Genomic DNA, 14,266 nt, shown 5'->3' with positions numbered 1-14,266 from the left:
GCTGGTGATCGTTCCGCCGCCGAGGAGTCTTAATTGGAAAACGGGAAAGTCATGATCAACATTGGCGTCATCGGATACGGTTACTGGGGGACGAACCTCGTCCGCAGCTTCGCGGAAGCGCCGGGCGCCGTGCTTCACGTCGTCGTCGACCCCGATCCGGAAAAGCTTCAACTCGCCAAGAGGCGCTATCCGGGCGTCAAGACGGCGGCGCGTCTCGACGACATCCTCGGCGATCCAGATCTTGACGCCGTCGCCATCGCCACTCCCGTCAGCACCCATTTCGACCTGGCGCTGGCGGCTCTGCGCGCCGGAAAACATGTTTGGCTCGAAAAGCCGATGACGGAAACCTCCGCGCAAGCGCGCCAGCTCACCGAAGAGGCGAAAAAGCGGGGGCTGACGCTGCTTGTCGACCATACATTCATTTACACCGGGGCGATCCGCAAGATGCGGGACATCGTGGCCAGCGGCGACCTTGGCGACATCTATTATTATGATTCAACGCGCGTGAACCTCGGGCTCTTTCAGCATGACGTCAACGTCATTTCCGATCTCGCCGTGCATGATTTCTCGATTCTCGACTACATCATGGGGAAGCATCCGGCGGCCGTGTCGGCGAGCGGAGTGACGCATTTCCCCGGTATGCCGGAGAACCTCGCCTATATCAGTCTGTTTTATGAGTCGGGCGCGATCGCTCACGCCAACGTGAACTGGCTCGCTCCGGTCAAAGTTCGCCAGATCCTGTTAGGCGGAAGCAAGAAAATGATCGTGTACGACGACATGGCGACGTCCGAAAAGGTCAAAGTCTACGATTGCGGGGTCAAGTTCGCCAAGGACCCACAGGAGATCTATCAGCTCCGCGTTGGCTATCGCACGGGCGACATGTGGGCGCCGAAGCTCGCGACGAGCGAGGCGCTGCGGGTGGCCGCTGATCATTTCGTGGATTGTATAAAGTCGAGTACAACGCCTGTCACAGATGGGCTCCTCGGGTTGCGCGTCGTCGAAATTATCGAGGCCGCCACCGCGTCCATGCTCAGGCGCGGAGAAACGATCCAACTTGAACGCCAGGGAAGAAACGTATGATTCCGTTTGTCGATTTAAAAGCCCAGCACGCGGGCGTCAGGACTGAAATCAACGACGCCATCCAGCGCGTGCTGGACAGCTGCCACTTTACGCTTGGCCCGGAAGTGACGGCGTTCGAGACGGAATTCGCGAGTTACTGCCAAGCGCAGGAGGGCGTCGCCGTGAACACGGGCACAAGCGCGCTGCACCTCGCGCTCCTCGCTGCGGGAGTCGGCCCGGGCGACGAGGTGATCACCGTCCCCTTCACCTTCGTCGCGACGGTCTCGGCGATCCAGTATACCGGCGCGACGCCGGTGTTCGTTGACATCGATCCGCGCACGTTCACAATGGATCCGACCCAGATCCGCGCGGCGATCGGCCCGCGCACGAAGGCGATTGTTCCGGTGCATCTTTACGGGCAGCCGGCGGACATGGACCCGATCCTGGCGATCGCCAGGGAGCGCGGCCTCGTCGTGATCGAGGATGCGGCCCAGGCCCATGGCGCCGAATACAAGGGACGGCGCGCCGGATCCATGGGCGACATGGGTTGCTTCAGCTTCTATCCCGGCAAGAATCTCGGCGCCTGCGGCGAAGGCGGAATGATCGTGACCAGCAATCCGCAATTCGCCCGCACGATGCGCATGCTGCGCGATTGGGGGGCGGAAAAGAAATATCATCACGTGCTCAAGGGATACAATTATCGCATGGAGGCGATTCAGGGCGCCGTGCTGCGAGTCAAATTGCGTCACCTCGAGCGCTGGACCGAAGCGAGACGGGCCGCCGCCAAACGTTATGATCGCCTTCTTGCCGAAAGCGGCGTCAGCACTCCGGTCGCGATGCCCTACGCGCGGCACGTCTATCACGTCTACGCCATTCGCACCGCACACCGACAGGTCTGGCAGGAGACGCTCGAAGCGAAGGGCGTTCAGACCGGGATCCATTATCCGTTTCCGGTGCACCTTCTGCCCGCCTTCGGCGATCTCGGCTATGCCGCCGGCCGCTTTCCTCATTCCGAGCGAGCGGCGAGCGAAGTCTTGTCGCTGCCGATGTTTCCCGAACTGACCGAGGCGCAAAGCGCGCAGGTCAGCGAGGCGGTGAGATCGCTCGCCGCGACGTCGGACCTGTGCGCGGCCGGCGCCTGAGGTGGGAATGGCTTCGCGCGACCCACGGCCATTGCTCATATTTCCTTGCAATGGGAACGGCCTCGAAGCCCTGGACTGCCTCGGCGAGGACTATCGCTGCATTGGCTTTGTCGACGACACTTTGACGAAACAGGGAACGTCAACGTATGGCGTCCCGGTCTTCGGACGGGGCGCCTTCGAGGACTTTCCGGACGCCTCGGTTCTCGCGGTTCCGGGAAGCCCCACATCGTTCCGGGCGCGCAGACAGGTGATCGCCGGACTGAACGTCAAGGACGGCAGATTCGCACGAATTATTCATCCATCGGCCAAGATCGCGCCGCAGGCGACGATCGGCCGCAATGTCCTCATCATGGCGGGCGTGGTGCTCACCAGCAATTGCGCCATTGGCGATCATGTGTGCATCCTTCCCAACACGGTGATCCACCATGATTCAACCGTCGGCGACTGGAGTCTGATCGGCTCTAACGTGACGATCGCCGGCGGCGTGACGATTGGCGAAAACTGCTATATCGGCAGCGGCTGCAGCATCATGAACAATCTGAACCTTGGCGCCGGCGCGATGCTCGGCCTTGGCAGCAACCTGATCAGCAATGTCGCGCCCGGCGCGACTCTCGTGGGAAATCCGGCCAGGGCCATTCGATAACCGCCGGCGCGCCGCCGCCCGGACGATCGAACGCAGAAAGGCCAGAAAGGCAGAGATGAAGATCAACGATTCGAACATATTGGTGACCGGCGGATGCGGGCTCGTCGGCTCGACCACGATCGACCTGCTGCTGCGCGATTACGCGCCCGCCCGGATTGTCATTTTCGACAACCTGAATCGAGGCACTCTCGCGAATGTCGAAGCCGCCCTGCAAGATCCGCGGGTCACGCTTGTTCGCGGCGACATCCGCGATGTTGGAGCGATCCACAAGGCCAGCGCCGGAATGGATGCTGTCATTCACATGGCGACGCTGCGCATCACGGCCTGCGCCGCGGAGCCGCGGGAGGCGCTCGGCGTGATGTGCGACGGCTCGTACAACGTTCTGGAGGCGGCGCAGGCCTGCGGCGTCAAGAAGGTGATCGCGGCGTCATCGGCTTCCATCTATGGTCTCGCCGATTCGTTTCCGACCCGCGAGGACCATCATCCCTATAACAATCGCACCTGGTACGGCGCCAGCAAGATCATGCTCGAGGGTCTGCTGCGGTCGTTCCATGATATGTATGGGTTGCCGTATGTCGCGTTGCGGTATTTCAACGTTTATGGTCCCCGGATGGACATCCACGGTAAATATACAGAGGTCCTGATCCGCTGGATGGAGCGTATTTCGCAAGGTCAGCCCCCGCTGATCCTCGGCGACGGCAAGACGACGATGGATTTCGTTTATATCGAGGACGTCGCGCGGGCCAACATCCTGGCGCTTGAGTCAGACGTCGACGACGAGGTGTTCAATGTAGCGAGCGGCGTTGAAACCAGCCTCAATCAACTGGCCGCGGGATTGCTCCAGGTCATGGGGTCCGGTCTTCGGCCGGACTATGGCGAAGAGCGCAAGGTCAATCCGGTTCCGCGGCGACTCGCCGACACCAGCAAGGCGGAGCGTCTGCTCGGCTTCCGCGCCGAGGTCGACCTCGATGATGGACTCGAACGCCTCGTCGGGTGGTGGCGCGCCAACAAGGACGCGGCGGCATGATGATTCCGATCATCAAGCCGGTCATGGGCGAGCCGGAAGCCGACGCGGCGCGGCGCGTGATTCTCAGCGGCTGGATCACGCAAGGCCCCGAGGTGGCGGCGTTCGAGCGGGAGTTCGCGGCGTTCGTCGGCGCGCCTTATGCATGCGCCGTCGCAAACTGCACCGCCGCGCTTCATCTCGCGCTGCTGGCCCTCGACGTCGGGCCCGGCGACGAGGTCATCACCGTCAGTCATTCCTACATCGCCACGGCCAACGCCATCCGCTATTGCGGCGCGACGCCGGTCTTCGTGGATATCGAGCGTGGGGGATACAACATAGATCCCGCCGCGATCGAGAGCGTCGTCAGCAACAGGACGCGCGCAATCTTGTGCGTGCACCAGATCGGCATGCCCTGCGACCTCGCGGCGATCGTCGAGGTCGCGCGCCGCCATGGGATTCCGGTCGTCGAGGACGCCGCCTGCGCCATTGGCAGCGAAATCCTGTGGCGGGGCGAATGGGAGAGGATCGGCAAACCGCACGGCGACATCGCCTGTTTTTCATTTCATCCCCGCAAGGTCATGAGCACGGGCGACGGCGGCATGATCACCACGGCGAACGCCGATTGGGACGCCAGGGTGAGGTTGTTGCGCCAACACGCCATGAGCGTCCCGGACACGGTTCGGCATAAAGCGAACGAGGTTATCTTCGAATCGTATCCGATGCTCGGATATAATTACCGGATGACCGACATTCAGGCCGCGGTGGGCCGCGAGCAGCTGAAGCGGCTTCCTGACATCATCAAAACGCGGCGCGAGCTGGCGGATCGCTACCGGGCTCTTCTTGCCGGGACGCCAGGCGTGGAATTGCCCACCGAACCGAAATGGGCCCGCAGCAACTGGCAAAGCTACTGCGTGCGTCTGCGCGACGGGCTTGACCAGCGCGCGGTCATGCAGCGCATGCTGGACGACGGCGTCTCGACGCGCCGTGGGATCATGTGCAGCCACCGCGAACCCGCCTACAACGACGCGCCGCATCATCCGCTGCCGCTTTCCGAACTCGCCCAGGAGCGCTCGATCATTCTGCCGCTTTATCCGCAGATGACGCCCGCGGAGCAGGAACGGGTGGCGATTGCGCTGGCGGCGGCGTGCCGTCCGTGATCGCCCGGTGAATCGGAGGTCGTCATGCAGCAAGAATCAGTCCCTGCTTCCTCAAAAGACGAGTCCGCCATCCCTGTCCTCATCGTGGCGTATCGCAACGCGGCCGACGTCAAGGCCTGTCTCGAAGCGATCGGGCGGATGGATCAGTCTCCGCCGATGGACGTCTTCATTTGTGAGAACGGCGGCCGCGACGCCTTCGATCGCCTCGTTGCGAGTCTGACCGGACCGGGAGGTCCGTGCGAAGCCGATCTCGCGCCGCCGATGGTTGCGTCGCCGCGATTCGTCCAGGTAACGCAATTGTGCTTGCGGGCCGTCGCGTCGGCGCGGCCGATCCGCGTCCATATCGGCGAGGCGATCGACAACCTCGGCTACGCCGGCGGCGTCAACGCCTTTCTTGAACCGCTCCTGCGCACGTCGGGATGGCCCGGCGTCTGGGTGCTGAATCCGGACACGGAGCCTGCGCCCGCCGCACTCGGCGAGCTGGTCCGGTATGCGGCGGCGCATGAACGCGGGATGGTCGGCAGCCGGCTGCGCCCGCGCGAGTCCGCGGACATCGTCATCACGCGCGGGCTTGCCTGGAGCAAATGGCGGGCGGGAACAAGGCTCGTCGACAGGCTCGCTTCGGCCAGCGTCGAGCCAGACCCCGAGCAGGTGGACCTGCGTCTCGACGCCCCCTCCGGCGCTTCCATGTATGTCACCCGCGACTGCATCGCGCGCATCGGCGTCATGGATGAACGCTACTTTCTTTATTTCGAGGATCTGGATTGGGGACTTCGTGCCAAACGGAACGGGCCCGTCGGCTACGCTCACAGGTCGATCGTCGTCCATGACGGAGGGACGACGATCGGAAGCGCCAGCTCCTGGCGCCAGCGTTCGCAGCTGTCCGTCTATCTCGATTTTCGCAATCGGCTGGCCTTCGTTCGGCGCTATTATCCGAATTGGCTGGCGTGGACGATTCTGATCGAGGTTCTTGAAATCGCCAACCTTGCGCGGCTGTTCGCCTTCGGGAACGTCGGAGCCGCCGCGCGCGGCCTCTCCGCCGGGCTGCGCGGCGCGAGCGGCAGACCCAACGAGATCGTGCGCGCGCATCTCATGTCGACTCGCGAGCGGACGCCCTGAAACCCGTCGCGCCGGAGTGCGGAAGTCTTGTGTACGAGAAATCGTCGGCTGAACTATTGAATTTCATCAACCAACACAAAGCCGAAGCAATCTCATAGAAGCAAATTCATATCAGAGGATGTGGAATAAGAAGATGAATAGTGTTGGATAACTACAATGATCGCATGTAGTAACTCACCCATTTAGGTGATTGGCCGCGCCGCTCTATTATGATATGGTAAATAATCCAGTCAAATGTGAGGATCCTGTCTTGAAACGCACCGTGATGGCACTCGCGCTTGTTGGCTTGATCGCGATCCTGCTGGCGGTTCGCGGCGGCATCGGTCCGGCGAAGAGCGCAGCGACAACTGGCGGCGGGTGCGGTCAGATCGCCGCGAACCTCAGCAATTTTGCGGCGACTGTCGCGGCAGACGCGAACACATATTTTACCCACCGGACGAATTTTATCGGAAAGGCGTATCCTTCGGGCGTCGCTTCAAATCTCGTCACCGCCAAAACGGAGAAGTCTCAGGCCGACCCGATCAAGGCGAACATGCCGAAGAATTTGGAGAATTTCCGGGCGACGCTTGCTGCGGCCAGATCCCAGGGATGCTTGAGCTCATCCGCCCTGCGCGACATCGAGGAAACCACCGTTCACTTCGCGCGGCGCGTCAATTTCGATCAGTTCCCTCCGCTGGAGGAAACTGAAGAGGTCGCGAGCGATGAAAGCCCACCCAGGATGCCAAGGTAGGCAGGGGCTGTTTTTCCTTTCCCCGAAAGATTCACCCGAAATTATAAAAAAGCGGCGATCGACTGACGAGGTTTGATCGAAGCGCTGGCGGATTTCAAGGAACGCAAGGTCATGAAACTGATTTTTCGCATATTGATTGCGGCTGTATTCGCGGCGGCGTTGGGCGCCAGCGGAGCGTTCGCGCAAAACGCCATCGTCCAGGAAAATCTGCTGTCCGGGACTCCCAACAGCGTTTGGGATCTCAACGGGCCGGGCGCGACCTCGCTTCAAGGTTTCACCACGGACATCAGCGTCAATCATGGCTCCACGATCACTTTCAAGGTGAACACGCCTTCGACCAACTGGAAGATCGACATCTATCGCCTCGGTTATTATCAGGGCAACGGGGCGCGGCTAATGACCACGATCACCGTGCCGAGGGCGCAAAATCAGCCGGCGGCGATCGTCAACGCCGCAACCGGAGAGGTTGACGCTGGCAATTGGGCGGTGTCGGCCTCATGGGCTGTTCCCGCCAGCGCGGTTTCGGGCGTCTATATCGCCAAACTCACAGATCTGAACAACACCGCCAATCAGAACCATATTCCCTTTATCGTCCGCGCGGACGAATCGACGAGCGCTATTTTATTCCAAACATCGGATACGACGTGGCAGGCCTACAACGGCTGGGGAGGCGCCAATCTTTACGGCGGCAATGGTCCCGGCGGAGATTCCGCTCCAGGTCGCGCCTTCAAGGTCAGCTATAATCGTCCGTTCGTCACGCGTGACGCGATCGGCACGGACGCCGGCCCGCAGGATTTCCTTTTTACCGCCGAATATTCGGCGATTTTCTGGCTGGAGCAGAACGGTTACGACGTCTCCTATGCGTCCGAAGTCGACACGTCCCGCAACGGCTCGCTGTTGCTCAATCACAAGGTCTTCACCTCGACCGGTCACGACGAATATTGGGACACCGTCGCCCGCGCCAATGTCGAGGCGGCGCGCGCCGCCGGGGTCAACCTCTTCTTCATGAGCGGCAATGAAGTCTATTGGAAAACCCGCTGGGAGCCGAGCATCGACGGTAGCGGCACGCCCTACCGCACACTTGTCTGTTACAAGGAGACCCGCGCTGGGAAGCCGACGGATCCGCTCGATCCGTCGACCTGGACAGGTACCTGGCGCGATCCGAGATTCAGCCCGCCCGCGGATGGCGGGCGACCCGAAAACAGTCTCACAGGAACGATATTCCAGGTCGACTCCTACAGGTCCGATTCGATCACGGTGCCCTACGCCTACAGCGGTTTGCGTTTCTGGCGCAATTCGACGCACGTCTCTAAGGCGAAGGCTGGCGCGACCACCACGCTCACAAAAAACATTCTCGGCTATGAATGGGACGTGTCGCCAGATAATGGCTTCGCTCCCGCTGGCCTCATCGATCTTTCGTCCACTCCGCTGAGCGTCAGCACCTGGCTTCTCGATTACGGGACGATGGTCGGCAACGGCACGGCCACCCACAACCTGACCTTGTACAAGGATCCGACGAAGGGCGCTCTCGTGTTCGGCGCCGGCACGGTCTTTTGGGCCTGGGGGCTCAGCCCCAATGACGACGGGCCGACGACGCCGACCGATCCTGACATTCAGCAGGCGACTGTGAATATGCTCGCGGATATGGGCGTTCAACCTGCGACCCTGCAGTCAGGGCTCGTCCTCGCGTCCAAGTCGACGGACGTCACGCCGCCCGCCTCCGTGATCAATTCGCCGCTCGCTGGCGCCATGTTCGCCGAGGGCCAGAACGTCACGATCAGCGGCGTTGCCAGCGATGTGGGCGGCATGGTCGCCGGCGTGGAGGTGTCGGTGGACGGCGGCGCCACCTGGCGCAGGGCGACCGGAACGACAAGCTGGACCTATGGCTGGAACGTAAAAGCTGGAACCACAAAACTCCTTTCACGTGCGACCGACGACAGCGTCAACACGGAGACGCCGTCGGCCGGGGTCAGCGTCAGCGTCACAGCGAACGGACCGACCGCCTTCTCTGGGGCGAACGTCCCGGACATTCAGACGACCGAGGACGCCACTTCGGTTGAACTCGGCATGAAATTTTCCGCCTCTTCCACAGGATACGTGACGGGCGCTCGGTTCTATAAAAACTCGATTAACCTTGGAACCCACACGGCGCATTTGTGGAATGCGTCAGGGACGCTTCTCGCGACCGCAACTTTCGCCAATGAGACGGCGAGCGGATGGCAGCAGGTCAATTTTGCGACGCCTGTGCAGATCAGCGCCGGCGCGACCTATACGATCTCCTATCATACCAGCGGCTTCTATTCGGCGGCCGTGGGCTATTTCAACCAGGCGACCACTGTCGGGCCCCTGACCCTGCCTGCGAACGCAGGCGTCTATGTCTACGGCGCCTCCGCCGCATTCCCGACGAAAATCTATCAGGCCGAGAATTATTGGGTCGACGCCGTGTTCTCGGCGATCCCGCAGCCGCCGGTCGTGACCAGCCCGTTGACCGCCAGCGGCACCGTCGGCGCGCCTTTTTCCTACACGATCGCCGCGTCCAATAGTCCTACAAGTTTCAATGCGACGGGATTGCCCGCTGGCCTCTCGGTCAACACCGCGACGGGACTCATCTCTGGAACGCCAACTGCAGCGGGAACGTCAAGCGTCGGATTGAGCGCCTCGAGCGCCGCGGGAACAGGGGTTGCGACCTTGGCGCTGACCATCCAGGTCCCCGCAGCGCCCTCGATCACCAGCGCCCTGTCGGCCACCGGCGTCGCCGGTTCGCCGTTCAGTTACGCGATCACCGCGTCGAATAGTCCGACGAGCTTCAATGCGACGGGACTTCCCGCCGGTCTCTCTGTCAATACTACGACCGGAATCATTTCCGGATCGCCGACGGCGGCTGGAAACTCGAGCGTTTCGTTGAGCGCCTCCAACGCGAATGGCACCGGCGCGGCCACACTGTCCCTGTCGATAAGCGCCGCCCCATCCGGTTACAGCCTGTTCCCGTCGGGCAGCGTTCCGGCCGTGGTGACGGTGAACGATCCGAGCGCCGTCGAACTCGGGTTCAAATTCTCGGCCGCTTCGGCCGGCAATATCAATGGCGTCAGGTTCTATAAGGGCCCGCAGAATACCGGCGTGCACACCGGCGAATTGTGGGATTCGACGGGCACAATGCTCGCCAGCGCGACCTTCGTCAACGAGACGGCAACCGGCTGGCAGACCGTTGTTTTCTCATCCCCGGTCGCGATCGCCGCTAATGCGACCTATATCGCCTCCTATCACACCGGCGGCTATTATTCGAGCGACAGCAATTTCTTCAGCACGCCCTATACCAACGGGCTCCTGACCGCGCCTTCGAGCGCCGCCAGCGGCGGAAATGGCGTGTACGTCTACAGCAGCACGGTCAAGTATCCGGCCAGTAGCTACAATGCGAGCAACTACTGGGTCGATGTGCTGTTCTCGCCGAATGGCAGCCTCGCCGCGCCTGTGATCAACAGCGTCTCGTCTGCGACAGGAGTCGTCGGCGCGAACTTCAGTTACCAGATTACCGGCACCAACAATCCGTCAAGCTTCAATGCGACTGGACTGCCGACGGGGCTGACTGTCGATACGACGACCGGAATCATCTCCGGTACGCCGACGGCGCCCGGGACATCCAGCGTAACCTTGAGCGCGACGAACACGGCTGGCACCGGGTCTGCATCTCTGACCCTGGTCATCAACACGGCGACGACTACTGTCAGCCTCTTCCCGACGACGTCCGTGCCCGCCATCGTGTCGGTCAGCGACCCGAGCGCGGTGGAGCTTGGGGTCAAGTTTTCGGCTACGAGAGCTGGAAATATTGTTGGCGTGCTTTTCTATAAGGGGGCTCAGAATACCGGTTCGCACACCGCCGAGCTGTGGAATGCGAGTACCGGGACGTTGCTCGCCACCGCGCTGTTCACCGGGGAAACGGCGAGCGGATGGCAATCGGTCACGTTCGCCAATCCTGTTCCGATCACGGCGGGCGCGACCTATATCGCCTCCTATCACACCAGCGGAAATTATTCGGCTGATTCCAACTACTTCGCGACGTCCTATTCCAGCGGTCCCCTGACCGCGCCGAGCAGTTCGGCGAGCGGCGGCAACGGCGTTTATGCATATGGCGGCAACACCACGATGCCGACGTCCAGCTTCAACGCGACGAACTACTGGGTCGACGTCATGTTCCAGTGAGCCGGCCTCGGGGCCGGTCCGGACCGGCACGGTTCTAAATCCGCAGCTATAAATCATGTCGGGGCTGGCCGCCCCGACATCTTATCGATCCTCTGACAGAAAAATCGCCTCCCAGGACGTCGTTCATCGTGGAGCAGGCGAGGGGCTGCGAGCCGCCTCGGACCGCGAAGCCGATCCGCGAGGGCAGGTCGTTTCCGCAGGGCGTTGCTCTGAAAGACGCGTGAGCGTCCGCCGTAAAGGATTGCTCAGCATCACTGACACTCCGGAGCGCAACGTTCGGCTGAAAACTGCCAACTCGTGGTCACGTCCTCGCTTGAGCTTGGGCGCATCCGTCTGATCCATACGAGTTGGGTGCGACGCGGAATCTTCGGCCTCTCAAATTTTGCTTTGTGATCAGTCCGATCTGCGGCATCGTGACGCCTGACGGCTATTGTCTGCGGATAAGTGGCCAGGCGTATCGAACAGAAAGTCTTGAGCCGGGCCGAGGGCGGCCCGCCTGAAAGGCCAATAAAGGCTTGGACCGCCTCCTTTTCCAAAAAGCGGTGATTATCGCGTGTGAAAAATAATGCGTTCGATTCGCGTCCTTATCATCGAAGCAGATTCCGAAAGCCCGCGCCCGGTTCGACACATGCTCAGCGAGCCCCGATTCATTGTGATCGATGAAGGCCGTCGGGACGCGCCGCACACAAGCCCGGACTGCGTCGTCCTCCTTTGCGGCCGCTCCGCAACCGAAGGTTTCAGGATTCTGGACAAGCTGGCGCCGGAGCGAGGCTCGCCTCCCGCGGCGATTGTGATGCTGATGGATGGCGACGAAGCGACCGAATGTCTTGCCTTGCGAAAAGGCGCGCACGAATGGCTTCCACAAGAGCATCTCGAAGCCAGCGATCTCCGGCGAGCGATCTTTCGCGCTGTCGCACGGCGCGAACTCAGCGCGCAGCGCGATCCCAAGCCCCCGGCGCGGGACGCGAAGCGCAGGTCGATCGTCGAGAACGAGGCCGAGATGATTTGTCTGTCCCTTCCCGACGGGACCTTGACCTTCGTCAACACGGCCTTTGCGCAAGGCTTTGGCCACGCGCCGGCGGATCTCGAAGGCGCCAGCCTCTATGATTTCGTTCCCGAAACGGAACGTGACGGCCTCCGCAGGATTTGCGCCTCCCTGACGCCGGGCGATCCTGTCGCCAAGCATCTTCAACAAGACGGCGTCGCCGAGTTGAGCCGGTGGCTGGAATGGACGATCCGCCTTTTGCCAGGCTGCGACGGCGCAGGCGCTGAATATCAGTTCAATGTCCGCGATATCACCGCTCGAAAGCGCGCCGGAGATGCGCTGCGCCGAAGTCAGGAGCGCTTCGAGGCCATCATAAACACGGCCATGGACGCCATTGTCAGCGTCGATGACGAACAGCGGATCGTCTTGTTCAATTCGGCGGCCGCAGCCTTGTTCATGTATCCGGCTGAGGACGCAATCGGCAAATCACTCGACCATTTCATTCCCGAGCGGTTTCGAACGGCGCATAAGCAGCATATCTTGCGTTTCGGCGAGTCGGGCGAGTCAATGCGCAAGATCAAGAGCCGTGACCCGATCTTCGCCCTTCGCTCCGACGGCGTGGAGGTTCTGGTCGACGCTTCGATCTCCCTGGCGCGCGTTGAGGGGCGCACGCTGTTCTCGGTCATCATGCGCGACGTCACGGCAAGAGCGCAAGCCGCGCAGGTGCTTCGCGAAAGCGAGGAACGATTTCGAAACCTCATCGCCACGGTTCCCGGCGTGATCTTCACCTCTTTTCAGGACAGCGCGGGCAAGCAGTCAATCCCTTACGCCTCGCCCCAGACGAAAGCGCTCCTCGGGTTGGACCCGGAGCAACTCAGACTCGATCTGCAGCCGTTCTTCCGGTTTGTCCATCCTGACGATTTGGATCATCTCGTAGCGGCCATTCGCGACGCCATTCAGGCGCGCGGCGCCTGGCGCGAGGAGTTCCGTTACCATCATCCCGAAAAGGGCTTGATCTGGCTGGAGGGGCAGTCTTCGCCGGAAGCGGATCCTTGCAAGGGCCTGGTGTGGCATGGCTATTTGCGAGATGTGACCGAGCACAAGGCGGCGCAAGCGCGGATCAAGAAAAACGTCGCCGAGCGCGTCAAGTCTCTCAAGGCCATGGCGGCGGGTCTTGCGCACGAACTCAACCAGCCGCTCGCGGCAGGAATGGCTTTCCTCGAATCGGCGCGCCATCTCGCCGGCATGGAGCCGCAGCGGCGCCCCGTCAGCATCAACAAGGTGTTGTCGGACGCCACCGATCAGATTGTGCGTGCGGCGGGGATCCTCGCCCGTTTGCGTGAATTCATCGCGCACAGTGAATCCAACAAGACGAACGTCAAGCTGCACGATCTGATCGAAAAGGCTTGTCTGGTGATAAACCAAATGGCGGACCAATGCCGGATCAATCTACGCCTTCACCTCGACGCGCGAGACGATATCGTCCTCGCCGACGCCGTTCAGATCGAACAGGTGCTCGGCAATCTACTGCGCAACGCCATCGACGCGATCGGCGACTGCGCCACGCGCGAGATCATCGTGACGACATGGTCGGACGAGACAGAGATCCGGGTCGATCTCTGCGATAGCGGGACTGGCTTCTCTCAGAAAGCGGCGGCGGATCTGTTTGAGCCGTTCGTCACGACGAAAGCCTCCGGCATGGGAGTCGGCCTCTTTTTTTCGCGTTCCATGATCGAAGCGCAGGGAGGAAAACTGACAGCCAGTTCAAACGAGGGGGCAGGGGCGACATTCAGTTTTACGATTCCGCTGGCGTCGCGCGAGGCGACGGACGGCGAAGCCGGCGCGCTGAAGTGGCGATAACCTGGTCTCGCGCGGCCACCGGATGACTCTGGGGCGTCAGGTAGACATATTGCCGTGCTGGCGCAAGGTTGAAGTAGTTCATTGTCGCAACCGGCAATTGATTCAGGGAATGCGTTATATGTCAGGGAAACGCCTGATAAATAACTTTCAGAATCAGCTTTACATTTCCGCGGCTATCTCGTACGTATAAATACGTATTACGGAAGGTCGAAGGCATTGGCCTTCAACGCCTTCCGGATACGTAGCAATTTTACAGAAACAATTTCGAAGGCGCCCTTTTCATCACGTATCAATTTGTTTTTTTTGGATTTGGCGGGGGCGGGGCAGGAGTAATTCCATGGAAGTTGTGGTTTATCATAATGACGAAT

The 14,266-nt window shown here is 61.2% G+C and carries 9 protein-coding genes; all 9 read left to right on the top strand.

Annotation, left to right across the window (positions count from 1 at the left end; genetic code table 11):
• Positions 1-51 precede the first annotated feature (51 nt).
• The 9 genes from BM177_RS16395 to BM177_RS16355 all read left to right on the top strand — a co-directional run bounded on the left by BM177_RS16395 (position 52) and on the right by BM177_RS16355 (position 13,898).
• Entirely contained in the window at positions 52-1,080 is a 1,029-nt protein-coding gene (locus BM177_RS16395; protein ID WP_091685740.1) for a Gfo/Idh/MocA family protein, read from the top strand.
• Positions 1,077-2,201 carry a DegT/DnrJ/EryC1/StrS family aminotransferase gene (locus tag BM177_RS16390; protein WP_091685738.1) on the top strand — a complete coding sequence of 375 codons (1,125 nt, stop codon included), beginning with the start codon at positions 1,077-1,079 and terminating at the stop codon, positions 2,199-2,201. Before BM177_RS16395 ends, BM177_RS16390 begins: the two co-directional genes overlap by 4 nt.
• Positions 2,202-2,208: 7 nt before the next feature.
• The gene (locus BM177_RS16385; RefSeq protein ID WP_091685735.1) at positions 2,209-2,844 is read left to right on the top strand and encodes a NeuD/PglB/VioB family sugar acetyltransferase; all 636 of its coding nucleotides are present in this window, start codon (positions 2,209-2,211) and stop codon (positions 2,842-2,844) included.
• A gap of 61 nt (positions 2,845-2,905) precedes the next feature.
• Positions 2,906-3,871 (top strand): NAD-dependent epimerase/dehydratase family protein, encoded by a 966-nt coding sequence (locus BM177_RS16380; RefSeq protein ID WP_091685813.1) that lies wholly within the window; start codon positions 2,906-2,908, stop codon positions 3,869-3,871.
• Positions 3,871-5,007 carry a DegT/DnrJ/EryC1/StrS family aminotransferase gene (locus BM177_RS16375; protein WP_091685811.1) on the top strand — a complete coding sequence of 379 codons (1,137 nt, stop codon included), beginning with the start codon at positions 3,871-3,873 and terminating at the stop codon, positions 5,005-5,007. The genes BM177_RS16380 and BM177_RS16375 overlap by 1 nt, the downstream gene beginning before the upstream one ends.
• A gap of 24 nt (positions 5,008-5,031) precedes the next feature.
• Entirely contained in the window at positions 5,032-6,126 is a 1,095-nt protein-coding gene (locus BM177_RS16370) for a glycosyltransferase family 2 protein (protein ID WP_139223682.1), read from the top strand.
• A 250-nt stretch (positions 6,127-6,376) separates the two neighbouring features.
• Entirely contained in the window at positions 6,377-6,856 is a 480-nt protein-coding gene (locus BM177_RS16365) for a hypothetical protein (protein WP_139223681.1), read from the top strand.
• A gap of 117 nt (positions 6,857-6,973) precedes the next feature.
• Positions 6,974-11,053: a DUF4082 domain-containing protein gene (locus BM177_RS16360; protein ID WP_483129253.1), complete on the top strand. Its 4,080-nt coding sequence runs from the start codon at positions 6,974-6,976 to the stop codon at positions 11,051-11,053.
• A 628-nt stretch (positions 11,054-11,681) separates the two neighbouring features.
• Complete coding sequence (locus BM177_RS16355; RefSeq protein WP_175492654.1) at positions 11,682-13,898, top strand: PAS domain S-box protein; 2,217 nt, start codon at positions 11,682-11,684, stop codon at positions 13,896-13,898.
• The last annotated feature ends 368 nt before the right edge of the window (positions 13,899-14,266 follow it).

The sequence above is a fragment of the Methylocapsa palsarum genome, from assembly GCF_900114285.1.
In the GTDB taxonomy this organism is placed as follows: Bacteria; Pseudomonadota; Alphaproteobacteria; order Rhizobiales; family Beijerinckiaceae; genus Methylocapsa; species Methylocapsa palsarum.
This window is presented reverse-complemented; position numbering and strand designations above follow the sequence as displayed.

Bases quoted from the DNA above. Each gene is read 5' to 3' on its own strand.
- BM177_RS16395 (WP_091685740.1), top strand. From the start codon at position 52: ATGATCAACATTGGCGTCATCGGATACGGTTACTGGGGGACGAACCTC.
- BM177_RS16390 (WP_091685738.1), top strand. From the start codon at position 1,077: ATGATTCCGTTTGTCGATTTAAAAGCCCAGCACGCGGGCGTCAGGACT.
- BM177_RS16385 (WP_091685735.1), top strand. From the start codon at position 2,209: ATGGCTTCGCGCGACCCACGGCCATTGCTCATATTTCCTTGCAATGGG.
- BM177_RS16375 (WP_091685811.1), top strand. From the start codon at position 3,871: ATGATTCCGATCATCAAGCCGGTCATGGGCGAGCCGGAAGCCGACGCG.
- BM177_RS16370 (WP_139223682.1), top strand. From the start codon at position 5,032: ATGCAGCAAGAATCAGTCCCTGCTTCCTCAAAAGACGAGTCCGCCATC.
- BM177_RS16355 (WP_175492654.1), top strand. From the start codon at position 11,682: ATGCTCAGCGAGCCCCGATTCATTGTGATCGATGAAGGCCGTCGGGAC.